The following is a 24,707-nucleotide window of genomic DNA, read 5'->3' on the forward strand; positions in this document are numbered from 1 at the left end:
TATTGATTCTTTGTCCTATTGTCTTGCATCTTGACTCTTTTCTTTTGTTTCTAGAATCTCGCTTCTCGCTTCTAGAATCTCGCTTCTAATAAATAACTTCAGCCCATTTTTTTCCGGCAATCAGTTCTGCTTTTCTGTTCTCCCATTTTTCCTTGGAGCCCATGATATTGATAAAAGCCTTATTGAGGTTTTCTTTTACTTTTTCATAACCTGCGATATAGATGTAGGTATTGGCATAGGATAACATTTCCAATATTTCTTCTGCCCTGGATTCAATAGCCTCATCCAGCATAATGGGATCATTCCAATGTGGACGGGGGCTAAGGGCATGAAAGGCTTCAAAGGTGGCCTTGTCATAATAATTGGTCAGGTCTCCGTCTTTGTCATTGAGGTAAAGCAATTCCAGTCCACTTTTCGCTCCATAGAATAAGCGGATTTTGCCCTTCCAATCCTTTTCCTGACTATAGATATGCTTGATAAATGCCCGGAATGGAGCAATGCCTGTTCCCATGCCTATCAGGATCATATTGGCATTTTTTTCTTCCGGAACTTTAAATGGGAGCTCAAAAGGACCAGTAATGTTGATTTCATCTCCAACCCTCCTGTCGCAGAGGTAATTGGAACTTACCCCATTATACAGCTCACCACTGAATTCATCTACATAATTGCAGCGTTTGACCAACATGGTTATTTGGGTGTGGCCATTTTGGGTAGCTGGCAAGTCGGCCACACTGTATAAACGATGGTGAAATTCATTGCCAAAATCACTGCTATGTTTCACCAAAACACCGAAGCTTTGGTCCACTTTGCACTTGAATGCAGGATCTTCCACCTCAAGGATGATTTCCCTTATTTCTTCCTTATTGGTGGGCGTGAGGCGATGGGTCTGCTTCACCCTGGCCTTGTATTGCTGCTTGGTATTGAGATCTGATAAATAAGACATAGCAATAGTATTTTAGGTTAATGATTTTTTTACCTCGATTTTTCTTTTTTGCAAACTTTTGTGCAACCGCAATTGCCGCAACTCCTTCTTTCAGCCAAAACATCCTCATCTGAAATGTTTTCCGAAAAGGTATTCCTCCAAAGGGACTGTACCCCAACCCAGGCCAACATCATGGCGACTATAGCTCCGATTCCGATTATATAGCTGATAATATTTTCCATCCATTTTTTATCCTAATCCCGAAAATCCCATGAATGTCAATGATAAGATTCCAGCAACCAATAAGGTGAGGGCAGTTCCTTTTACCACATTGGGTACTTCGGCAAATTCCAGCTGTTCCCTGATTCCCGCCATCAGAATCAGCGCCAGCGTAAATCCTGTACCTGCACCCAATGCATAGATCAGACTTTGGGAAAGACTGTAAGCCTTACTTGTCTGGAATAAAGCCAATCCCAAAATTGCGCAGTTGGTTGTAATCAAGGGCAGGAATATCCCCAAGGCCCTGAATAGGGCAGGACTCATCTTTTTGATAAACATTTCCACCAATTGAACTGTGGAGGCGATGACCACGATATAACTGATGAGCTGCAGGAATGGAGCATTGATAGCTACCAACAGGGCATGAATTCCAAAAGCACAGAGGGAACTGATCAGCATCACAAAGGTTACCGCACCTCCCATTTTGGTAGCGGTTTCCATTTTACCGGAAACGCCAAGGAAGGGACAGATTCCCAAGAAATAGGCCAGCACAAAGTTGTTGACCAGACTGGCATTGATAAATATGCTCCAATAAGTTTCTGTGTTCATACTTGTGCTTTTTTAGATTTGAAGAAATTGAACAGTAACAGCCACAGCGCCAAGGTGAAAAATCCACCTGCTGGCAGGATCATGATGATCCATTCCTGAAATGATCCGGGAAAGACTTCAATATTGAACAGGGTTCCATTGCCAAGTAACTCCCTTACTGCACCCAGACAAAACAAGGCGAATACGAAACCCAATCCCATACCCAAGGCATCCATGATAGACTTGCCAATGTTGTTTTTAGAAGCAAAGGCTTCCGCTCTACTCAGGATCAGGCAATTGACAACGATCAGCGAAATAAATGCCCCTAAGTTTTTGTGCAGATCCACGCTGATGGCCTGAATGGCATAATCCACAATGGTCACGAAGGTGGCAATGATCAGGATGAAGGAAGCTATCCTTACTTGTTTTGGAATAAAGTTCCGCAGGGATGCTACCAATATATTCGACATCAGAAGGACAAATGCAGTAGCCAGTCCCATGGCAAGGGCATTTTGGGCAGTATTGGAAACAGCCAAAACGGGGCACATGCCCAATACCTGTACAAATACCGGATTTTCACGCCAAAGCCCTTTGATGAATTCATCTGTCGAGCTTGGTGTATTTTTCAGTTCCGTATTTTTTGTTATCCCAGTACTCATTTTAATCCAGTTTAAATTTTTCCAATTGACTGTATATCAGAGGAATCATTATGGAGGAGCTTTCTCCGATAATATGGCCGATCGCCCGAGAGGAAATGGTGGCACCTGTTATGCCATCTACTTCCCAAGGATTTGCTTTACTTCCCTGCTTTACAGGGGCTACTTTATTCTCAATCCTTGTCAAATCTTCTGATAATGCCACCGAGAGGGCATTGAAATTGGAAAGGAAATTTTCATCTTTTTCAATCTTATCCCCCAATCCGGGTGTTTCCTTGCTTTCCAATACATACATGCCAACTACCGTTTGGGTGTAGGGATTGTAGCCGTACAAAATCCGGATGACATCCGCATAACCTTGTCCGCTTGCCTCAATGGCTATTCCTTTCAAGCTGCCATCATCTCCAAAACCTGCATAAACCAATTTTTTGCTTCGGTCTTTCCCATCTGAGTGGATAAAAATCCCATCATTATCCAATTCAAATATTCTCGTTTTGGATATGCCTGGTATTACCTTGAACACTGCCTGTTCAAGAGCTTCCGCTTTAAGCCTTTCTATCCGCTCTTTTGTCCCTTCGTAGGTCAATACAATCAGTAAGGCACAGAATACGCCTATCCCTACCATGGCAGTCAGCATTTTTTTACTCCCTTGGGAGCTGTCTATTGGGGAGGGTATGGTCTTTTTTTGGCTCATTTTGTCAATTTTTTAGTGCCATAGACCTTTGGTCTGATCATTTTGTCAATTTGTGGGCTGAGGGCATTGCCCAATAAGATGGCATACATGACCCCTTCTGGCAGGCCGCCCCAAATCCTGATGACAACCACCAGGATACCGATGAAGGCCCCATAGATCCACACTCCCAAAGGCGTGATGGGAGAGCCTACCATATCCGTGGCCATAAATACCGCACCCAACATCAGACCACCTGAGAAAAGCATAAAGAGGGGGGAGGGGTAAACCTGATTGTCAAGGAGAAATAAGAGTCCGCTAAGGATAAAGACTGTGCTAAGTATGGCTACCGGAATCCTCCAGTTCATCATGTTTCGGTAGATCAAATAGATTCCGCCCAATAGAATTATCCAAGCGCAGGTTTCCCCGGTTGAACCGCTGGTAAGACCCAGGGCAAGGTCTGAAGTACTGGCAGTTACTTTATCAAATTTGAATGCTGAAAGTGGGGTAGCACCTGAAATCCCATCTACAATAGGTTCTGCAAAGGGCAGAGCTAGAACAGATTTGGAAATACTGAAGAATCTGTCTTCCAAAAAAGAGGGATGCCAGGTGGTAATGGCTACAGGGAAAGCCGCCTGAAGGAAGGCACGGCCGACCAGTGCGGGATTAAAGGCATTATATCCCAATCCTCCAAAGACAAATTTCCCCAAACCTATTGCCAGAACGGCACCGAGGAAAGCCATCCAAAGGGGGAAAATCGGAGGTAAAGTCAAACCCAAAAGAATGCCTGTTATCACCGCAGACCAATCGGAGATGGTGCTTTCCCTTTTGGACCAGCTACAAAGCAGGTGTTCAGTGAGCAAACAACCAAAGACAGAAGTTGCAATGACCAAGAGCGCATTGATCCCAAAAGCATACACAGAGAAAAGGACAACAGGTAGCAGGGCATAGACCACATTTTTCATAATGAGGTCCGTGCTGACATCCTTTTTGATGTGAGGGGAGGAACTGATATGTAGGGTCTTGCTAAGCATTTGTTTTTTGTTGGATGTTGGCTTTCCTTTTTCGGATAATTCCTTTGGACAAGCGGAAATATTGAACCAAAGGGATATTGGAAGGGCAGACATAGGAGCATGAACCACATTCAAAGCAATCCATCAGATTGTACTCTTCGGCCATGGAGTCGTATGCTTCAAATTTGGCCAAGATCCCAAGCTTCGAAGGATTCAGGAATATGGGGCAGGCATCCACACAGGCGCCACATTTGATGCAGGGATAGATTTTGTCAGTTTTTTTAACATCATTGTCCCCAAAAACCACAATTCCGGAGGTTCCCTTGACAATGGAAATATCCAAACTTGAGGCAGAGACTCCCATCATAGGGCCTCCCATAAATACTTCACTGATATTTTTACTTGCGCCAACCTGTTCCAATACATAGCGGAGAGGTGTACCTATAGGGATAAGATAATTCCCTTTTTTACTGATGGCCGGACCGGTAATGGTAATGACCCTTTCCTGAATGCCTTGACCGTGAGGTAATAACCTCCCGATCTCCGCGGTTGTGGCGACGTTGACAACTACTGTGTTTACATCGATGGGTAAGCCTCCGGAAGGCACCTCTTTCCCAATGATTGCTGTAATCAGCATTTTCTCAGCGCCCTGCGGATATTTCACAGGAACTACCTGAACCCTAACGGGTAAATCTTGAGGAATTTTACCGACCAAATGGTCAGCGGCATCCTGTTTGTTGGCTTCAATGCCAATGACCACTTCTTTGGCTCCTGTTGCTTTCAACAGGTACCTTATTCCCATGAAGATATCATCTGCCTGCTCTAACATCACCCGGTGATCGGTAGTGAGATAGGGCTCGCATTCAATCCCATTGATAAGCAGGTACTCACATTTTTTTCCCTCCGGGATTTTGAGTTTCACATGTGTTGGAAAAGCTGCACCGCCCAATCCCACTATTCCGGCATCCTGAATTCCCCGGAGGATTTCTTCAGGACTGGCAGAAAGAGGAATGGGTTTGCCTTCTATTGTTTCCTGTCCGGAAAAGGGAAAGGGCTCCAGATAGATTCCTTGCACCATCTGACCTGAAATAACGGGAACATTGGCGATTTTTCTTACCTTACCCGATACAGGGGAATGCATGGGAACTGACATATAGCCATTGGCTTTGGCCAGTAATTGGCCCCTTGCTACTTCCTGTCCTTCCCTCACAATGATTTGAGAAGGATTTCCTATATGCTGTTGCATGGGTAGAATAATAAGGGGAGCAAATGGAAATTGCCGGATGGGCAATCTATTTGTCTCCTCCTTATTTTCAGGGGGATGTACGCCATGCTTGAAGGTATTTTTAGCCAAGTTGAACATGGGATCAATTGAATTTTTCACCTCTTTTGATCCATTTTTCCATATCTGCACCGGTTTTGTCTGCAGGTACTCCAGGATGGATAACCCCGGCGGTACATTTTTCGGCTGCTTTTACCAGGTCGGAGTAAGGGCCAGCTTGGGGATCTTTGATATAGGCTTTCTTATCGTTGTTATAGGCGAAAATATTGGAATTGAGCTTGATGCATTCATCGCAGGAAGTGCAGAATTCTGTTTCCAGCCAAGGTGAAATAACTTCTCCATTAGATGTAGGAGCTGGAATTTGGGAAATTACTTGACTGTTTTCTTCCAGTGCAAGGTCCATGATGCCTGTACCATTATCCCCTGCCAACTTCATCAGGCCTTTTGCAATTCTACCTACCACTTCGGCCCTAACCTTGCTTTCCAGATCTTCAACCGGTGCTGCTTTTTCCGCTTTCACTCCGGCAATCGCTTTTAGCATAATCCAGAAATCACGGCGTTCTTCACAGGAATGCACCATGGTTTTGGAGACCAACACCCTTGTCAGGTGCTGTTTCCTGTCAACTGCCCAGATGAAGGGGAATTTTCCCTCTCTTTCAGATTCTTCTAATTCCAGGAATTCTTCCAGAACTACCATGTTTTCATTCCATGTATCTCTTGGCGCATTGCGGAAATGTTTCCTGAATCGTGCTTCTGTCAAGGCAAAGTCAGCAAAGGTCATGGCCACCTCCATGCTTTTCTGACGGCCGTTTTCAAGGTATTTGAGTTCGTAGGTAGGCCATAATTTATCCATGGCTGGATTGCCTTCCAGATCAAATGCCTCCTGAGGAGTAACTCCTCGATCGGGATTATACCGGAACAAAGGATAGGCGCGTGACTCTATTGCCAGCTTGGCCTGATGTGCACCTAGATCATCCGCCACACCGTGTTCTGGCTGGCAGGTAGTATACAAATTGAAAAGGGCAGGTCTTCTGGTCATCAGACCATCAATGAATCCTTCGATCATATGGCTTGTATTCGCCAAAGTGGATTGCATCACATAGGTATTTCTGTGTGCCATGGCAATTAGCCCTATTTCTTTTCTTGGCTCGGGCTTTCCTTTCCATACTTTACCAAACTGCGCCATGTCAGATACCTGTCCTATAAAGCCTGAGGTACAGGCCTGTCCGCCGGTATTGGAATACACCTGAGTGTCTACCACCACTACTTTGATTGGCTTGCCGGAAGCCATCATTCGGGAAAGATTTTGGAAGCCGATATCATACATGGCACCATCTCCGCCCAAGGCGACTACAGGAGGGCATAATTTCCATTCTTCATCTGTAAACTGTTCCCAGTTGAAGTAGGTAAAAAATTCTTTATGTTCCCTGGATTTGTAATTCCCTTTCAGTTCCATTTCTGCTTTTCGGATCAGTTTGAAACCATCAGCCATTTTGGCCATATGGCCTTCAAAAATACCCATAGCCAAAGAAGTGCTATCCTGGAAAAGATGGTTGGCCCAAGGGAAAGGATAAGGGTTATAAGGATAAGTACTGCCCCATACAGAAGTACAACCTGTGGCATTTGTCATGCCCATAGTAGAACGTCCCTTGTTGGTTGTTCCATTGGTGTATTTCCATAATAAATGTTTCAATCCTGCCAGCAATTGAGTGATCTCACTTAGCCATTCCTGATCTATTGGTTCAGATCCATTTTCAGATTCCAAACGGCTGGCGATTGAGGACATGGTCAGGTCGCTTCCCTTCATCTCGGATACAATCTTCGACATCAGGTTGGCATCCATCACATTCATGCTTTTCATGAGTTTTAATTGGATATGTTTTTCCAGCTTTTCAACCAAATCCTGGAGGTAAGCCACATGTTTTTCAACCCTGGGCAACATCAATGACTCTACCGTTGCGATGAAAAGATGGACCACTGATTTTTCAGAACAACCCAAGCAGGCCCCATCTCCGCTGGCAAAACTTTGATAGGCATTCTTGTCCAGAAGGATGGTTTCCAGCGGGCCTATTTTTTCTTCAAGGTTGTCTATACGCTGATATTTTTTAGGGGTATTGGGCAAATCAGACCAAACACTCCATTCTTCCCGGAGACGTGCTACAGATTCATCGGTCTGCTTGACAATCCTCAAAGCATCATCATCACAGACTGCTACGCATTCCATACAACCTTTACAGGTGGTAGGGTTGACAGTGATACTAAACAAGCCCCCACTTCCTGGTTGTTTCTTCTCATTTAGGTCATAATAGGGTCTGGTAAGTGCAAATTGGAAATCTCCCAATTCTTCCCTGAACCAATTCAGTTCCATACTCAATAGAGAATCTTTTTTCTCTTGGCTGATCATCTCATCTATGGCTTCATTGATCAGGTTATTTACCGTGGCTTCACCATGAGGTTCATTAAAAAGGTTCCTGACCCTTGGCTCCAGTTGTTTCACGGCTTTGGGTAAAAACTCGAGTTTGTCATGTTTTCTTTTTACCCTCTTCAAAATGGTGTCCAATACATCGGATAATTCGCTGACCAATCCAGGGATAGCTGTATCAGGGCAGACCGTATAGCAGTTGCCGCAAGCAGTACAGTTATTGGCAATCCACTCAGGGTGTTCAAAGCGTATACCTGTCATATCCCTGAAAAGAGAAGATGCTGCAGGCATCACGCTCAGCCCAATAAAAGGATCGGTCAAGTTGTCATTGCCCTGGCCGGTTTGGTAGAAATTGCCTGTTTGCTCCCAAAAACGGTGGATATCGCTGAGTTTGGATCCAGATACCGGACTGTCTTTGAGCATGGATGGGATAGGGGGAGTGGCATGGCCATTGCTTTTTTCTGTTTGGAGGCCCAGAACTTTATTTTTGATTTCATGGACTTCATCAAATCCACGTTTCACCACCCGCATATTGTCATCAACCACCCTTTGGCCTTTGCTGCCAAACTTGTGCTGTAATTGTTCTTCAATGGCTTTGAGTAAAGCTTCATCACTCAAGCCTGCCTTTTCCATAAGTGGTGATGCGGCAAAAAAAGCACCTTGGAAGGCAATACCCTGCATCCTTAGCTGAAGTTCTGGATCGGTGGCCTCTTCTCTGGCTATTTTAAAACCATCTACATAATAGATTCGGATATCATTTTCAATGATTAATTTCTGATAGTGCTTTGGAATATCAGCCCAAACTTCATCTGCAGTTTTCTTCTCACTCTGAATAATGAAAGTACCACCGTTTTTGAGACCCGCCAGGGCATTGGTATGCTTGAATACATTTGGGTCAGGTGACAGTACTACATCTACGAAGTAGTATTCGCAGTTGATATTGATAGGTTCCGGGGCAGCTGCAAGGTAATAGGTCGTAGGCTGTCCTTTCTTTTCCGAACCGTATTTTGGATTGGCCTTTATATCATAACCCAAAAGGTCGAACAAGGTCATGGCGAGGTTTTTTCCGGTGGTAATTGCTCCCCAACCTCCTATGGAATGGAACCTGACGGTGATGGCGCCTTTTGGCATGAGGTTGGGATTTTCTGAACCATGTACAGCCAGGTCTTTTACCATAGGATAAGCATCCTGAATGATTTCTTGGTGTGCTCTTTGTTTTGGAGAAAAGGCATTTTTTCTAATGAAATCAATGGATAGATAGAACTGTTTTTTGTGTTTGCCGTCCGGGAGCATGTTTTCAATAGCTCCAATGATGCCTTCAGGTTGTAAGTCCCTGCTGCCCATTCCAAAAGAACCCGAATAAAGAGGAGGCATATCATTGGTGGAATAAGAGGCTAATTCTGGGTATGGTTTGTCTTTCTTGTAATTGCCATTTTCCAGGCATTTGGTAATGACTGACCGGGTTTCCCTCATTATTGGCGCATCTTCTGCCAAAGGCTGATCCAATCTTTCCAAGATGGTGACTCCTTTTCTGCCTTTCAAAATATGGCCGAGAAGATCTGCAGGAAAAGGCCTGAACATTACCAAGTCTACCACCCCTACTTTTATTCCTCTGGTTTTTCTTAAGTAATCCACTACAGCCTCAGCACTGGAAACCACACTTCCCTGACCGAGTATGAGGTAATCTGCATCTTCTGTCTTATAAGTCATTACCCGATTGTATCTCCTTCCGGTCAGTTGGTAATATTCTTCAAAGGCCTGATCGGTAAGCTCTTTGATATGGTCAAAAAAGAACGGCCTTTGCGCAGCTACACTCTGCATATAGGAATCCTGATTTTGAACAATTCCTGCCATCATAGGATTGTCCACATCCCATAATTCGGGGATTCTACGGCGTTTTTCCCCGTAGATGATTCTTTGGGCCGGAGTTGGTGTATCGATGATATCATCTGGACGGCCTAAATATTCCTTGATGAGTTCGCGTTCAGGAAGTAAGAGGGACTCAATAAGGTGAGTAGTCAGGAAACCATCCTGTGCAATTACCCCGGGATTCAGGGCCAATTCGGCGATCCTGTGTGCAATGATATTGAGGTCGGCTACATGTTGGGCCTTTTTGGCGAAAAGTTGGAAAAATCCGGTATCGTCTATGGCATGGTAATCATCATGACCAGCATGGACATTCAGTGTGGATTTGGTGATAGCCCTAGCGCCAATATTGAGTACATAAGTCAATCTTTTTCCAACGGCGGCATATAAGGACTCGTGCATATAAGCAATGCCTTGCCCGGATGAAAAATTGGTAGACCGAAGACCTGTCATGGATAATCCAGCTGTCACTGCCGCTGCTGCATGCTCTCCCTCTGGCTCGATGAAAATCAAAGGCCTATCTGATATATTCAAGTGACCTTTTGCAGCTTCTTCAGCCCAATATTCTCCCATTTGGGTGGAAGGTGTGATAGGATAGGCCCCTGCAGCATCTGATGACTCCCTTTCACACATGATGGCAACAGTGTTTCCATCCATTGCTACCCTTACTCCAGGGTATTTGAATGTTTGATTTTTATTTTCCATGACAGTTTTTGTTGTCTGATTGAAGTAAATGGAATTTTGAGCTGTTTTTCATTGAAAAAAACAGCTTTCGAGGGAATGAGGATATGCTTTGTTTTTTTTCAAAATGGTCAAAAAACATGAGCTCTGATCAGCTTAATCCGACCAAAACCCTTGTTTGTTTGGCTGTTTTGATGAACTCCATGGCAGTATGTAAGTTGACCATCAACCTATCGGCATGATCTTCATCCATCAAATGACCGAGATCGAGTTCATTAAATTTTGCATCTATTTTTCGGCATTGATTGAGCAGTTCCTTTATAGAAGTGGAATTTTGGATGTGTACACCATGGTTGTTCAGAAATCCTGTCAGATATTTTTCAATGGCTTTGTAGGCATGCTTACAGACATTATAATGTACTACATCTTCTTCTGGTCTGCACAATTCTTCCTGAGCGATATTTAACATTTCTTCAGCTTCAGAAATTGTGGAGTGTGATTTTATGAAGTTCATGGCCGGAGTTATTTTTTTGAGCGTAAGATTCCATCATTTTCGGTCAAGTTATCCAGATAAGTGCTTAAAAATCATGACTCAAATCATTATTTACCATGATTTACATCAAGGGGAAAAGGTTTGACAAGTGCAATTAAAAAAATCGGAATTTTTATAACTATCAATGTTAAATATGGAGAATTATGAGAAATCCAAAGTCAAGTCCAGTCATGGATGTGTGAATCCGTAATTGAAAGCTATAATCACATCCAAATTCCCATATCCTGAATTCTGAAGTTTAAAAAGCAGAAAAGTTTTTCTAACTTTTATTGCCATATAAAGAAGTCAGTTTAAACTCTATAAAAATCAGTGACATGAATAAACTTAGCAGGCGGGGATTTTTAGGCTTTGTTTCCAGTGCGGGAGTTTTTGGTTTTTTGCCAACTACTGTTTCTACGGCTGCTGAGCCGGTGAGAAAGATGGCTTTAAATGCAGGAAGGATTCAATTTGAACCCTTTCAACTTCCCAAGAAAAAGGAACTTGACCTTTCACCTGCGGCATGGATCTGGTATCCGGCTGAGCGGATATTGCCTAATTCTTTTTTCCATTTTAGGAGGGTAATTCAAATTGGAAAAGCCATCAAATCTGCCAAAGGATGGATTTTGGGTGAGAGCAGGTACCTGTTGTTTCTCAATGGACAAAGGATCCAATATGGGCCTGCACCAGCTGATCCAAGATATTCTGAAGCGGATCCTGTAGATTTTTCCAAGGAATTAAAAGTGGGAGAAAATGTTATTGGAGCCACTATAGTTTACTTTGGGTTTGGAGATGGCGCCTGGCCTGTAGGGAAGGCAGGATTTATTTTTTATCTGGAACTGGAATTTGAGGATGGGCAAAATGAACTTTTGGTGAGTGATGAGAAATGGTCCGTTCAACAGGCAAAAAGTTGGCCGGCAGGGAAGTATAAGCGCTGGTACCTACGGGCATTGCAGGAAGAATTCGATAACAGGCTTTATCCTATGGGCTGGAATGATTCTGGTTTTCAGGAGGACCGCACTTGGAAAAAAGCAAAAGTATTTTCTAGGGATGGCAATAAAACTGCCCTAAGTTCTTCCATTTCTGACTATCTGTATGACAGTGGAGGAAACAGAAACACCCAATTGAGGAGACGATCTGTTCCCATGATTTTGGAAAAAAACATTGCTACTTTAAGGTTAAAAGAAGCACATACAATCCACTGGAACAGCAATATTGAAGAATATTTTGATTTTAAGACCGAAAACTCCTTTGAAATGGGTGAGATTCTGGAAGGGTTTTCTGAACAAAGCAGTATCTGGGTTTTTGAAGCCCCAAAAGACGTAAACCAAAGTCTTGTGCTGTCTTTTGCATTGGAAGAACAGGTGATCGGTTGGCCATTTTTTACCGTTGAGTGCAGTGAAGGTACAGTTATAGAAATGATGGTCCAACAAGGGCATGAATTATTGAAAAACGGAGGGCCCGCGCTGATCAATAATAATTTCAATTCTTGGACAAGGTTTATTTGTAAAGGAGGTGAAAATAAACTTATGACTTTTGATTTTGAGAGTGTGAAGTGGATTCAACTTCATATTCATAAGGCAATAGGAGCGATAAAAATCAGTAATGTGGGATTACTCAGAAGGGTATATGATTTCCCTTTTCAGCCACTTTTACAAACTTCTCATTCGGGTTTCAATAAACTATTGAGTGCCTGTATCAATACAGTTTGGAACAACAGCCATGAAACCATAGTGGATTGCGTCGGAAGGGAAAGACAGCAATACAGCGGCGATATTGGGCATATTGTCCATGCGCTGCATTTTGGTTTTGGAGAAAGCAGGCTTCCCCACAGGTTTGTGGATACTTACAGTCAGGGGATTACTTTGGATGGTTTTTTCATGGACAGTTGGCCAGCCTATGACCGCTTAAACAGATTGGCTCAAAGGCAGCTTGACCTTACCCCTTGGGGTGTACTTTTAGACCATAGCGTAGGTTTCTGTTTCGATTGTTGGCATCATTATCTGTACACCGGCAAAAAAGAAGACCTGGAGGAGGCTTTCCCAAGGTTGTTGCGCTTTTATCAATTGATCAAAAATTCCATTGCAGAAGACGGTCTGCTTCCCGTGGAAAATTTGGGTGTCAATGCCATATGGATGGACACGGATTCCTACAAAGCGACCAGGGACAAGCAATGCGCTTATAACCTGTACGTTGCAGCCATGCTTAAGCAGGCCCTGTCAACTTTGGCAGGAGAATTTGGGCTTCTTGACTTACAGAAAGAAATGCTTGACCTTTCATATCACCTGGCCCAAAAGGTCGAAGAAAAGTTCTTTCTACCCGGGGAGAATATTTTGATTGTCAACTTGCCTTGGATTAAAGAAGATGGGGAAATGAGAACATGTGAAAGGTCTTTGGCCCACTGGGTGTTGGGAGGTTTTGTACCTGAAAGTGCGAAAGCGACAGTTTTAAAGGAGTTGACCTCCCGGCCAAGTAGATTGGGAAGGTGTTATCCGGCCAATGTCATTTGGCCTTATTGGACCTTGGCTGCTTTGGGGAATACGGAGGTGATAATCCAAGATTTTGATCAAAGGTGGACCCCTATGCTCTCTGTCAGGGAAAACAATACCATCCAGGAACATTGGCATGCTGAAAAAGATACACAGAACCAATTGAGTCATGCGGGTATAGCACCTTTTTTTGCTGCATATATGTGTTTTGCGGGAATTCAAGTACTTCAACCAGGGGGGACATTGATACAAGTCAGGCCCCAATTGGCAACATTGGAACAGTTACAACTGACTTACCATACTTCCCAAGGCCCCGTGGAATTTGATTGCAGAGGTAAAAGAGGAAAAAGAAAGTTAAGGTTAAAGCTACCTCTGGGAGTGCAGGCACATCTGATTCTACCCGAAAAGGATAAATTGCCAAAGGGTGCCAGGCAAATTGGTTCTCCTGATAAGGGCTTGGTTGCTTTCTTCTTGGAAGGAGGAAAGGATTGGGAATTTGATGTATTGTTTGTGTGAATAGTTTGAAGATTATCAGAATATTACTTAAATTGAAGTGGTTCAAGTAAAATATTCTCCTTTAATGTCCACTTCTATGAAAATATTCATTTTTCAAAAGCCTTCATGGCCATTTTCATTTTTCAATACAGAAAAAATATACCATCCGGATTCTTAAAACAATCTAACATTTAAGCCCCTGCAGCTTATCACAGACAATACCTTTTTACCAAAAGGAAAGGAGTGATGATGCATTTTTCGGTCCATTTCAGGGTGTATCACATTTTAGATTAAACAGGCTCAAAGCTATAATTTACTTCTATGTCCCATCAACTACATAAAATTTCACTTTTTCTATTTCTCAGCTTTTGGTTAAATGCACCATTAATCCTATTTGCTCAATCTTCTCTTGAATCCGTGGGCAAACTTCCACTTACCACTTATCTACCTGAAGACTATAATGGACAGCCAAGGGTATTAACAAGTGTGCAAAGTGATGATGGATTGATGTATTTTGGATTGGATTATGGACTTTTGGAATATGACGGGGTTTCCTGGAGGCCGGTTTTGGGAGATGATGCTTCGATTATTATCAGGACCTTGGCAAAGGACCCATCAGGAAGAATTTTTTATGGTGGACAGGATAGATTTGGGTATTTGGAATTGGACCCTTTTGGGGTTACCCGTTCGGTTTCATTATTCCATCTGATCCCTGAGGATTTTCTTCCCGTTTCAGATTTTTGGACCATTCATTTTATGGATGGATTCATTTTTCTTCAATCCAGGAAATACCTGTTCAGATTGGAGCTGGAGGCAGATTTTTCTTTGAAATCTTTGAAGACCTGGACTGCTGAGACGGGTTTTGGATATGCCTTCCTTCAGAACAGCACAATTTTTCTCCATCAAATTGAAAAGGGCTTATACAAGTTGGATGGGGATGAAATAGTCTTGGTTCCAGGAACAGAAGTTTTGGGAAGGGACAGGCTTTTGGTCATGCAGCCTTTTCCGGGAGCTTCCCAGCCTAGCTATTTGCTTGGCAGTTTCACTTCGGGATTTTATGTGATGGACAGGGAGGGACTTAGACCCTTCCCAAGCCAGATTGATCCTTTTCTGGAAAAAGGAGCTATTCTTTACAGAGGTTTATTGCTGGAGGATGGAAATTATGCATTGGCATTTCTTGGAGTAGGGGTGGTGATCATGAATCCTAAAGGTGAAATCATCAGAAGGATTAATTCAGAGCATGGACTTCAATCAGATACCGTTTTCGGTATTTATCCGGATCAATCCAAAGGACTGTGGATTATTACTGAAAATGGAATGGCAAGGGCAGATGTCGGTTCACCGGTACTTACGTATGGCAAGGATGAGGGTGTTAATTTTTCAGTCATTTCAATTCTCAAAAAAGGGCAGGAAATGTATTTGGGAACAAGAAATGGTTTACTTCGATTTGATCCCCTATCCAACAAATTTAAGGTAGTTCCTGAGATAAACAGTTTGGAAGTGTTAGGGATAAGGGTAGATGGAGAGGACATTATTGTAGCAGGACAACAATTGAATGTTTTGAGGGATGGAAAGGTAATTTCTTTGGAGAACCCTAAGAGTGGAACAAGGCCCATCTATACGCTAATCCCGAAAGATAATCCGAATATGCTTTATGTAGCCACAAGTACGGGGCTTTCGGTTTACAGCAGAGGTTTGTCGTCTAAAACGCCTTGGGAATATGTAGGGGATGTGCCCGGTATTGATAGATTTATATTTCATTTTTTCGAAGATAAGGATGGCGACATTTGGACCCCCGGACTGGGCGTTTTTTTTCAATTCTCTCCGAAAGAAAAAGGTCTACGATATATGGATTTGGAAGACCATAAGGTAAAAAGTTTTGATATAGGCCAGGAAGCTGGTTTTTATATGATCGATGGTGAAATTTACCTTTTCAATGCTGAGGGTATGCAGAAATTTTCCAAGTCAGAGGGAAGATTTGTAAAGGCCAAAGAGTTCGAGGCAGTAGAGGGCAAGATGATTGATTTCAATGAATCATCATTTGGGAGGGTCTGGATAGAGACAAAAGAAGGAAAGGTTTTACTTAATCGCTTGGCAGATGGTACTTACGAGGAAGATAAGACTCCAAGTGCCATTAATTCTTATTTGTCCCTGTACAATTTCCTGGATGAGGATGGCATTATATGGTTTGGTACAACTAAGGGGCTGGTTCGTTTTGATCCCAAAAAAGATAACCAAGCTGACAAACCGTTTTTTACTTTGCTCAGGAGGATCGAAACCAAAACAGATACCTTGGAACTTGTTGCCTATGGAAGGAATAAAAATATTTCAGCGAGAGAACTTAAGGCCAACTCACTGAGATTTGAATTTGCCGCCCCTTTCTTTGAGGATGAAAAGAAGACGAGGTATCAGACTTTTCTGGAAGGTTTTGATGCCGATTGGGTGGATTGGACTGAAAACAAATTCAAGGAGTATACAAACCTGTCACCAGGAGAATACACCTTTCATGTACGGGCAATGGCCCACACGGGAAGAATCAGTGAAGAGGCTTCCTATTCATTTGTGGTCCTGCCACCTTGGTATGCTACCTGGTGGGCTTATCTGATCTATGCTTTATTGATAGGGGGCATCATTACTGCAATAATCAAATGGCGCTCTAAGAAACTCAAGGCTGAAAACCGAATCCTGGAAGAGCGGGTCAATGAGAGAACTGCTGCACTGGAGAAATCCTTGGCTGAACTCAAATCTGCACAGGCCCAACTGATCCAATCCGAGAAAATGGCTTCTCTAGGTGAACTCACAGCAGGTATCGCCCATGAGATCCAGAACCCGTTGAATTTTGTGAATAATTTTTCTGAGTTGAACAAAGAATTGGTTTTGGAGGCCAAAGAAGAACTTGGAAAAGGAAATATAGATGAGGCTAAAAATATATTGGGAGATATAGTGGAAAACTCTGAAAAGATCAACCACCATGGAAAGCGGGCAGAATCCATTGTCAAAGGCATGTTGCAGCACAGCCGCACTGGATCAGGGAAAAAGGAGCTTACCGATCTTAATATCCTGGCTGATGAGTACCTAAGGTTGTCTTATCATGGATTGAGGGCCAAGGACAAATCATTCCAATCGGACTTTAAAGTTGACCTAGATCCCAATGTGCCCAAGTTAGAAGTAATGCCACAGGATATCGGCCGGGTATTTTTGAACCTGATCAACAATGCCTTCTACACAGTAAACCAAAAACGGAAGAAATCACAGGAGCAGGGAGAAGGATCATTTAAACCTTTGGTAACCGTAAAGACCAAGAAATTAAAAGGTGACATAGAAATCACAGTTATGGACAATGGAGATGGAATACCGGAATCCATCAAATCCAAAATCTTCCAACCTTTCTTTACGACCAAGCCTACCGGACAAGGAACAGGTTTAGGTTTGAGTTTGAGCTATGATATCGTGAAGGCGCATGGAGGGGAGATTAGTGTGGAAAGTAAGGAGGGTGAGGGAACGGTGTTTATCATTCAGTTGCCTCTTGTCTGAATCACGGATCAGCCGGATTAAAAGATTACACGGATTATTTTAATTGAGTAATTATGGATGAAAAGCTAAAATACAAAACCATAACAGAGAAAATTATAGGTGCTTCTTTTGAAGTTCATAAGTTTTTGGGTAATGGTTTTCAGGAAGTTATTTACCAGAGGGCATTGGCTTGGGAACTGGAAAAGGCTGACTTATCCTATGCTAGAGAAATAGAACAGGAAATATTTTATAAAGAACTGAAAGAACCAATCGGAACCAGAAGAGCAGATTTTGTGGTGGAAGAAAAGGTGTTAGTTGAATTAAAAGCGGTCATTCAATTGGAAGGTGTTCATTTAGCCCAAGTATTGAATTACTTGAAAGCATACAGATTAGAGGTTGGATTGCTAATAAATTTCGGAAGCAAGAGCCTAACATTTAAACGACTTGTATTATGAAAATAAAATCCGAGAAATCCATTAATCCTTATAAATCTGTGGTTCAGACGATTTATGATATCGTGAAGGCGCATGGAGGGGAGATTAGTGTTGAATTCCAAGAAGGACTAGGAACCACATTTAATATAAGTTTACCGATTTGAATTTTAAACAATGACTATGCATACCATCAAAATCATATTTTCGCTCTTAATCACTTTTCTGTGGCTCCAAACTCCCGGTTTCCTCTCCGCCCAGTCCATCTACGAACAGGTAGGAAGGCTTCCTATCACTACTTATACCACCGAGGAGTATGGTGGATATCCAACTGTTTTGGCCACCATACAGAGTGAGGATGGACTGATGTATTTTGGAGCAACAGGAGGAATGTATGAATATGACGGGGTTTCTTGGCGTTCTATTTTTAATATCAGGGATTATGTAACCGTAAGAAGTCTGACAAAGGACAGCAAGGGAAGAATTTTTTATGGGGGCGATGATTTTGGCTTTCTGGAAGTTGACGAAAACGGTGAAGCGAGGGCAGTTTCACTCTTTCACCTAATTCCTGAGGAACTGAAATCAGGGCAAACCATCGTTGAAATCCTATTTTTGAATGAATTTATTCTACTTCGAAGTCCGAATTACCTTATCAGATTGGAATTGGGGGAAGATTTCAGCTTAAAATCCCTAAAATCATGGCAGTCAGAAACACGATTTGGAAAAAGTTTTTTGGCTGGCAATCAAATTTATGTCCGTTATCTAGATCGAGGTTTATTCCTATTGGAAGGTGAGGAATTAACCTTGATCCCAGGTACAGAAATATTTGGAAAAGAGGCAGTAAGTATCATGCTTCCTTATCCTGAAAAGAATAGCAATACCATACTTCTTGGTGGTCCGAACACGGGGTTTTACTTTTTTGAAAAAGGAACTTTCACAAAGTTTCCCACCGAAGTAGACCTACTGATCCAAGAGGGAAATCAACTTTACGGTGCGATATCCCATCAGGGTAACTATATCCTCAGCGTCATTGGAGTGGGAGTAGTGATCATGAATCCCAAAGGAGAAATACTCAAAAAAATAGGATCTGACCAAGGCCTGCATTCAGATGTGGTAACGAGTGTCTACCTTGATAAAAACAATGGCCTTTGGGTAACAACGGAGGACGGTATGGCCAGGATAGCCATAGATTCTCCGATTCTTATTTTTGGAAAAGACTTGGGGATCAATTCAGCAGTTCGTTCCATCGAAAAAAAAGGGGATGAACTCTATTTAGGGACCAATACTGGTTTGATCAAATTTGATGCGATTGAAAAGGAATTCAAAGCAGGCCTGGAAAACGAGAATTCAGAAATTTTTGGATTGTTGGATGATGGGGATAATTTGATTGTTCCTGGAAGGAATTTAAATGTAATTCGAGATGGTAAAGCCATTCGTTTGGATTTTCCACAAGATGGGAGCTTGGCACGAACTGCAATTATCCCAAAAGACAACCCCAATATCCTATTAGTCGGAACCACCTTAGGGCTTCTTCTCTACGAAAAGGGCCTTTCCAAACAATTCCCATGGGAATTAAGGGGAAAAGTTCCTGGAATAGGCCCAATCAGCAACCACTTTTTTGAAGGAAAAGATGGAAAAATCTTTACAAGTGGTCAAGGAAAACTATATGCACTGGAAATAGAGGTAAAGGGGGTGGAACCCATTGGGAATCAGATCATCAAACCGACTGTTTTAGATGTAGACCCTTCGGGTTCTTTTTCCATGATTGATGGAGATTTTTATATAACTTCCCCTCAAGGCATGCAGAAGTATTCCCCCGGGGAGGGGAAATTTGTAGCTACGGAGGACTTTAGTGCAGTGGAGAATGATCTGTATGATTTCACCCAATTCAAATCAGGCATTATCTGGTATGAATCCTTAGATAAAAAGAAGAATATCCTAAAACGGAATAAAGAAGGGAAATTTGTTAAGGACGAGAGAACCAATTCCATAGCACCTTATTTATCTCAAGTGGATTTTATTGACGAGGACAGCATCCTGTGGTTTGGATCTCCGAAAGGCTTGATCCGCTACGACCCTAAAAAGGACAATCAGACCGATAAGGAATTTTTCACCCTGATCCGACGAATCGAAACCAAGACCGATACGATTCCTCTGCCTTTTTATGGAAGAAAAAAGGATATGCCTGCTTTAGAAAGAAAAGAGAATTCCTACCGCTTTGAGTTTGCGGCTCCCTATTTCGAAGATGAAAAGAAAACCAAATATCAAACCTACTTGGAGGGATTTGAGGCAGATTGGGTGGACTGGAATGATAACAAATTCAAGGAGTATACAAACCTGTCACCAGGAGAATACACCTTCAGAGTAAGAGCCATGGCCCATACGGGAAGAATCAGTGAAGAGGCTTCCTATTCTTTTGTGGTCCTACCACCTTGGTATGCTACCTGGTGGGCTTATCTGATCTATGCTTTATTGATAGGGGGCATCATTACTGCAATAATCAAATGGCGCTCCCGTAAACTCCAAGCTGAAAACCGCATCCTGGAAGAGCGGGTGAACGAACGAACGGCTGAATTGGAAAAATCTTTGACCGAACTCAAGGCCACCCAAGCCCAACTCATCCAATCCGAAAAGATGGCCTCCCTCGGCGAACTCACTGCTGGCATTGCCCATGAGATTCAGAATCCGTTGAATTTTGTGAATAATTTTTCGGAGGTCAGCGAAGAATTAATTGAAGAGATCCAAGAATTGAGACACAAGAAGCAAGAGACAAGACACAAGACTGAAGAAGATGAGATTTTGGAGGATGTCAAGAAGAATTTAGAAAAAATCAAATACCACGGCAAGAGGGCCGAATCCATTGTCAAAGGCATGCTGCAGCACAGTCGCACGGGATCAGGTAATAAAGAGCTTACCGACCTCAATGACCTGGCAGATGAATACCTGCGCTTGTCCTACCATGGCCTGAGGGCTAAAGATAAATCCTTCCAAGCTGATTTTAAAGCCGAACTGGATCCCGAACTTCCCAAATTGGAAGTGATGCCTCAGGATATAGGTCGTGTGCTGCTCAATCTGATTAACAATGCCTTTCAGGCTGTGAATAATGAGGAATTAAAAATGATGAATGAGGGATTCAAGCCTCTGGTAACCGTCTCCACCAAAAAACTTGGGAATAAAATCGAGATTTCTGTCAAAGACAACGGTCCAGGTATCCCCGATGCCATCAAGGACAAAATCTTCCAGCCATTCTTTACCACCAAGCCAACTGGTCAGGGAACAGGACTAGGGCTTAGTCTGAGCTATGACATTGTGAAAGCACATGGAGGAACTCTAGAAGTAGAATCTATCCCCGGTCAGTTTACCCAGTTTGTTGTCACGCTACCCATTGAGTGAAAATTTTCATCAACCTCGTATGAAGCGTCTTTATGAAAACAAAGTCCTCCTTGCCATGTAAAGTAAATGGTTTGATTTTCAAAAAAAAAATAGGATGCCTGATTGAAATTCTTATTGAAATAGAGGGGATTATTCTTTAAGTTACAGAATTAATTAAACAGTAGAAACTTGGACCCAAACATTAGCCATAACCCCCATAACCGAGCCATCCTGGTCAAGCTATTAGGAGAACTTGATGAAGAAGTATTGACGCAAATTCTGGAAAAAGGCAAAGCCATAGAACTTGATACAGGAAGTTTTTTATTCCACCAAGGGGATCTTGACAATTCAATTTATATCGTTCTTTCAGGAAGATTTAGGGCTTTGGCCACACAGTCAGATGGACATCTGCATGCCTTAGGGGATATAGGTGAAGGCGAGCCTATTGGTGAATTTGCATTGTTTATGGGCGAGCCAAGGTCTGCTAGCGTAGTGGCTATTCGTAAGTCTGTCGTATTGGAACTGAAAGAAAACGAATACTTGGAGATAGTGGCCAAGTTTCCTGCTTTTTCTACAAAACTGACCCGCTTTGTGGTAAACCGGCTACGTAGAAATGTGCTTCAGCAACACTTAGAGGCCCCTGCCAAAAACATTGCGGTTATAAATCTACAATCAGAAAATGATATTTCTGAATACACGGATGCTATCAAGGCCCAGTTTGAATCTTTGAATGTCAGTATCCAGATTTTGGACCATGATTCCCATGCTGAAATGGAATTGCAACAAGTATATGATGCATTGGAACAACATGAGGGACTGAATTTTTTGGTCTGTAACGATGAAGATCTTGACTGGTCACGTAGATGTATTATTTATGCCGATTTGGTAGTTTTGGCTTCTGATTTTTATGCGGACAGTAAGATTCATGAGATAGAACGTCATCTGGACTTATATTCACAGAACATCCTCAATAAAAAAATCTATTTGCTCCTGCTTCACCCCGAGGAGGCTAAGTTTCCGGAGAATACACGGCGTTGGTTTGAAGATAGAAAGATTGACCTGCACATTCATTACCGAAAGCATCATGGGCCGGACATTAGGAGGTTTGCCAGGATTCTTTCCAATAAGGCCATTGGACTGGTGCTGGGGGGGGGAGGAGCTAAGGGTTTTGCCCATTTGGGTGTGATTAAATCACTTTATGACAATGGAGTTGAAATTGATTTTCTGGGAGGAACCAGTGCAGGTGCCCTTTATGGACTTACGGCCTCTTTCTGTGATTTTGACCGGAAAATGATTGACTTCTATAGCCATGACTCGGCAAGTAGCAAGTTGACAAAAAATGATTTTACTATCCCCTTAATTTCTATCATGTCGGGTAAAAAAATGACCAATTACCTAAAAAAGATGATGGGCAATACCCATTTGGAAGATTTTTGGGTGGGCAGTTATTGTGTTTCTACTAATTATTCCAACGCTTCTGCAAAAGTTCATGAAAGAGGTTTGGCCTGGAAACAAATAGAAGCCAGTATAGCCATACCAGGGATTTATCCACCCGTAGTTATTGATAAGGAGCTTCATGTGGATGGAGGGGTTGTTGATAATCTTCCCATAGAGACTATGTACAATTACCCCGTTCAACATATAATAGCCATTTCTCTCACACAGCTTAGGTCACAACCTGTTGATTTTGATGAGACCCCTTCTGCATCTAAACTCCTTTTGAGCAAAATAACGGGAAAGAAGAAATTCAGGATTCCGGGTATTGCCTCCATATTGGTCAATTCCCTTACTTTGAACAGCAGGCAAAAACAGGAAATGACAAAATCAGGAGTGGAATTATACCTGGAATTGGACCTTAAGGGAATTGGAATGTTGGATGATACCCGCTGGAGAGAAATTGTTCAGAAGGGATATGACCAAATGAAAAATGCTTTGGAGAATTTTCCAGAGGAAAAAAGATTCTGGTAGGTAAGTGATCCCTACCACCAAAACTACATCTAGTCAAATTTCTTAAGTATTGGTTAGAATATTTGTATTCCAATAGGATTAGACGAATCCCTAAGATCCAACCTTTGAGTATTTTACTGTAAATGATTACCTTGAAGGAGTACAGTTAATTGAACATCTTGATTCCTTAGGCCTATGAAAAATATCATACTTCCAATTTTGTTCCTGTTTTCCCAGGTAATCTTTGCACAAACAAATCTGACTTTTGAAGAGCCTGTCAAACAACGGGTCCTGGTGCTAACCGATATAACCAACGAGCCCGATGACCAACAGTCATTGGTCCGGTTTCTTGTTTATGCCAATGAATACGATATTGAAGGAATCATAGCCACAACCTCTACCCATCTTAGAAATCAAACCAAAAAGGATAAAATTGAGGAGCTTGTCAGGAATTATGGTCAGGTAAAATCCATACTTGACATACATGCCAATGAATATCCATCTATGGAGTATCTGTTGAGCATTACGTCAATACATTTGCCGCTATTTAGTATGGAAGGAGTAGGGGAAGGGAAGGATTCTCCAGGTTCCGAACTGCTGATTAAAGCAGTGGATAAATCGGATGACAGGCCTCTTTGGGTCTCAGTCTGGGGCGGGGCCAACTGTCTTGCCCAGGCTTTATGGAAAGTCAAAAACACCAGACCGGATGCGGAGGTCAGTAAATTTGTAGAAAAAATCAGGGTATATGCCATTTCAGATCAGGATTTTTCTGGTCAATGGATCAGACAAAATTTCCCTGGGATTTTCTATATTGTAGATGCCAGTGCAGGAGATAATTGGAGGGAATATTATAAAGCGACTTGGACTGGGATTGGAGGAGATGTGTTTTATAAGAATGGGCCAGGATGGCATCATGAATTGGTTGAAAATCAATGGCTGATAGAAAACATTGCTAAAAACCATGGTCCACTTGGTGCATTGTACCCACCTTTGGATTACATCATGGAGGGTGATACTCCGTCTTTTTTTGGACTGATTCAAAATGGTTTGGCTTGGTATAAAAGTCCCGCTTGGGGCGGTTGGGCAGGTCGCTATGAATGGTTTAAATCTCTTGGCGAAGTTGATAAGATATGGACTTCATCAGTATACACCCAAGATGAAGTGGTTTTACCTGATGGAAGTATATATGCTTCAAACCAGGCTACGATCTGGAGATGGAGAAAGGCCTTTCAGCATGATTTCGCTGCAAGGATGGACTGGAATATAGCAGAAAGGTATAAGGATGCCAATCACAACCCCATATTAGTACTCAATGGAAACGAAGGAAAGGCTTTTGGAAAGGGAAAAGTTAAAGCAGGAGACTATGTAAGGTTATCTTCTAAAGGAACCTACGACCCAGATGGAGATCAATTAAGATACAAATGGTGGGTGTATAGGGAGGCTGGAAATTTCAATGGAAAATTGGAGTTTCACAATCCTTTTGGAGAAGAACTTGTCTTTCAAATGCCCCAATTGGGTTCAGGCCAGGAGTTACACATTATTTTGGAGGTTGAGGACAGCGGTACTCCAAGTCTATTCAGTTACAGAAGAATTATCCTGACTCATCCCTAAG

At 42.4% G+C, this 24,707-nt stretch carries 16 protein-coding genes; 7 read left to right on the forward strand and 9 right to left on the reverse strand.

Annotated elements, in window-relative coordinates; genetic code table 11:
* Positions 1-85: 85 nt before the first annotated feature.
* The 9 genes from CLV48_RS17245 to CLV48_RS17285 all read right to left on the reverse strand — a co-directional run bounded on the left by CLV48_RS17245 (position 86) and on the right by CLV48_RS17285 (position 10,833).
* Complete coding sequence (locus CLV48_RS17245) at positions 86-943, reverse strand: ferredoxin reductase domain-containing protein (RefSeq protein WP_106568539.1); 858 nt, start codon at positions 941-943, stop codon at positions 86-88.
* A 29-nt stretch (positions 944-972) separates the two neighbouring features.
* Positions 973-1,164 (reverse strand): hypothetical protein, encoded by a 192-nt coding sequence (locus CLV48_RS17250; protein WP_106568540.1) that lies wholly within the window; start codon positions 1,162-1,164, stop codon positions 973-975.
* A 7-nt stretch (positions 1,165-1,171) separates the two neighbouring features.
* Complete coding sequence (locus tag CLV48_RS17255) at positions 1,172-1,750, reverse strand: electron transport complex protein RnfA (RefSeq protein ID WP_106568541.1); 579 nt, start codon at positions 1,748-1,750, stop codon at positions 1,172-1,174.
* Positions 1,747-2,388, reverse strand: a complete 642-nt coding sequence (rsxE, locus tag CLV48_RS17260; protein ID WP_106568542.1) for an electron transport complex subunit RsxE — start codon at positions 2,386-2,388, stop codon at positions 1,747-1,749. The genes CLV48_RS17255 and rsxE overlap by 4 nt, the downstream gene beginning before the upstream one ends.
* Before the next feature lies 1 nt (position 2,389).
* A complete protein-coding gene (locus CLV48_RS17265; protein WP_106568543.1) occupies positions 2,390-3,079 on the reverse strand; it encodes an RnfABCDGE type electron transport complex subunit G in 690 nt (229 codons plus the stop codon).
* Entirely contained in the window at positions 3,076-4,089 is a 1,014-nt protein-coding gene (locus tag CLV48_RS17270) for an RnfABCDGE type electron transport complex subunit D (RefSeq protein ID WP_106568544.1), read from the reverse strand. The genes CLV48_RS17265 and CLV48_RS17270 overlap by 4 nt, the downstream gene beginning before the upstream one ends.
* Positions 4,082-5,452 carry an electron transport complex subunit RsxC gene (gene rsxC, locus CLV48_RS17275; protein WP_245889598.1) on the reverse strand — a complete coding sequence of 457 codons (1,371 nt, stop codon included), beginning with the start codon at positions 5,450-5,452 and terminating at the stop codon, positions 4,082-4,084. Before rsxC ends, CLV48_RS17270 begins: the two co-directional genes overlap by 8 nt.
* Positions 5,436-10,343 (reverse strand): 2-oxoacid:acceptor oxidoreductase family protein, encoded by a 4,908-nt coding sequence (locus tag CLV48_RS17280; protein ID WP_106568545.1) that lies wholly within the window; start codon positions 10,341-10,343, stop codon positions 5,436-5,438. Before CLV48_RS17280 ends, rsxC begins: the two co-directional genes overlap by 17 nt.
* A 127-nt stretch (positions 10,344-10,470) precedes the next feature.
* Positions 10,471-10,833, reverse strand: coding sequence for a HEPN domain-containing protein (locus tag CLV48_RS17285; RefSeq protein ID WP_106568546.1), 363 nt, complete (start codon positions 10,831-10,833; stop codon positions 10,471-10,473).
* A 353-nt stretch (positions 10,834-11,186) separates the two neighbouring features.
* Between CLV48_RS17285 and CLV48_RS17290 the strand changes: the two genes are divergently transcribed.
* From CLV48_RS17290 to CLV48_RS17315, 7 genes are all read left to right on the forward strand, one after another.
* Entirely contained in the window at positions 11,187-13,853 is a 2,667-nt protein-coding gene (locus CLV48_RS17290; RefSeq protein WP_106568547.1) for an alpha-L-rhamnosidase N-terminal domain-containing protein, read from the forward strand.
* A 300-nt stretch (positions 13,854-14,153) separates the two neighbouring features.
* A complete protein-coding gene (locus tag CLV48_RS20790; protein ID WP_106568548.1) occupies positions 14,154-17,366 on the forward strand; it encodes a sensor histidine kinase in 3,213 nt (1,070 codons plus the stop codon).
* 53 nt (positions 17,367-17,419) lie between these two features.
* Complete coding sequence (locus tag CLV48_RS17300) at positions 17,420-17,800, forward strand: GxxExxY protein (RefSeq protein WP_106568549.1); 381 nt, start codon at positions 17,420-17,422, stop codon at positions 17,798-17,800.
* Complete coding sequence (locus CLV48_RS20400; RefSeq protein WP_146140118.1) at positions 17,797-17,943, forward strand: cell wall metabolism sensor histidine kinase WalK; 147 nt, start codon at positions 17,797-17,799, stop codon at positions 17,941-17,943. Before CLV48_RS17300 ends, CLV48_RS20400 begins: the two co-directional genes overlap by 4 nt.
* Before the next feature lie 16 nt (positions 17,944-17,959).
* Positions 17,960-21,169: an ATP-binding protein gene (locus CLV48_RS17305; protein WP_170069049.1), complete on the forward strand. Its 3,210-nt coding sequence runs from the start codon at positions 17,960-17,962 to the stop codon at positions 21,167-21,169.
* A gap of 168 nt (positions 21,170-21,337) precedes the next feature.
* The gene (locus CLV48_RS17310) at positions 21,338-23,116 is read left to right on the forward strand and encodes a patatin-like phospholipase family protein (RefSeq protein WP_106568551.1); all 1,779 of its coding nucleotides are present in this window, start codon (positions 21,338-21,340) and stop codon (positions 23,114-23,116) included.
* 174 nt (positions 23,117-23,290) lie between these two features.
* Positions 23,291-24,706 (forward strand): DUF1593 domain-containing protein, encoded by a 1,416-nt coding sequence (locus CLV48_RS17315; protein ID WP_106568552.1) that lies wholly within the window; start codon positions 23,291-23,293, stop codon positions 24,704-24,706.
* Position 24,707 lies beyond the last annotated feature (1 nt).

The organism is Cecembia rubra (assembly GCF_003014575.1).
Taxonomy (GTDB): domain Bacteria; phylum Bacteroidota; class Bacteroidia; order Cytophagales; family Cyclobacteriaceae; genus Cecembia_A; species Cecembia_A rubra.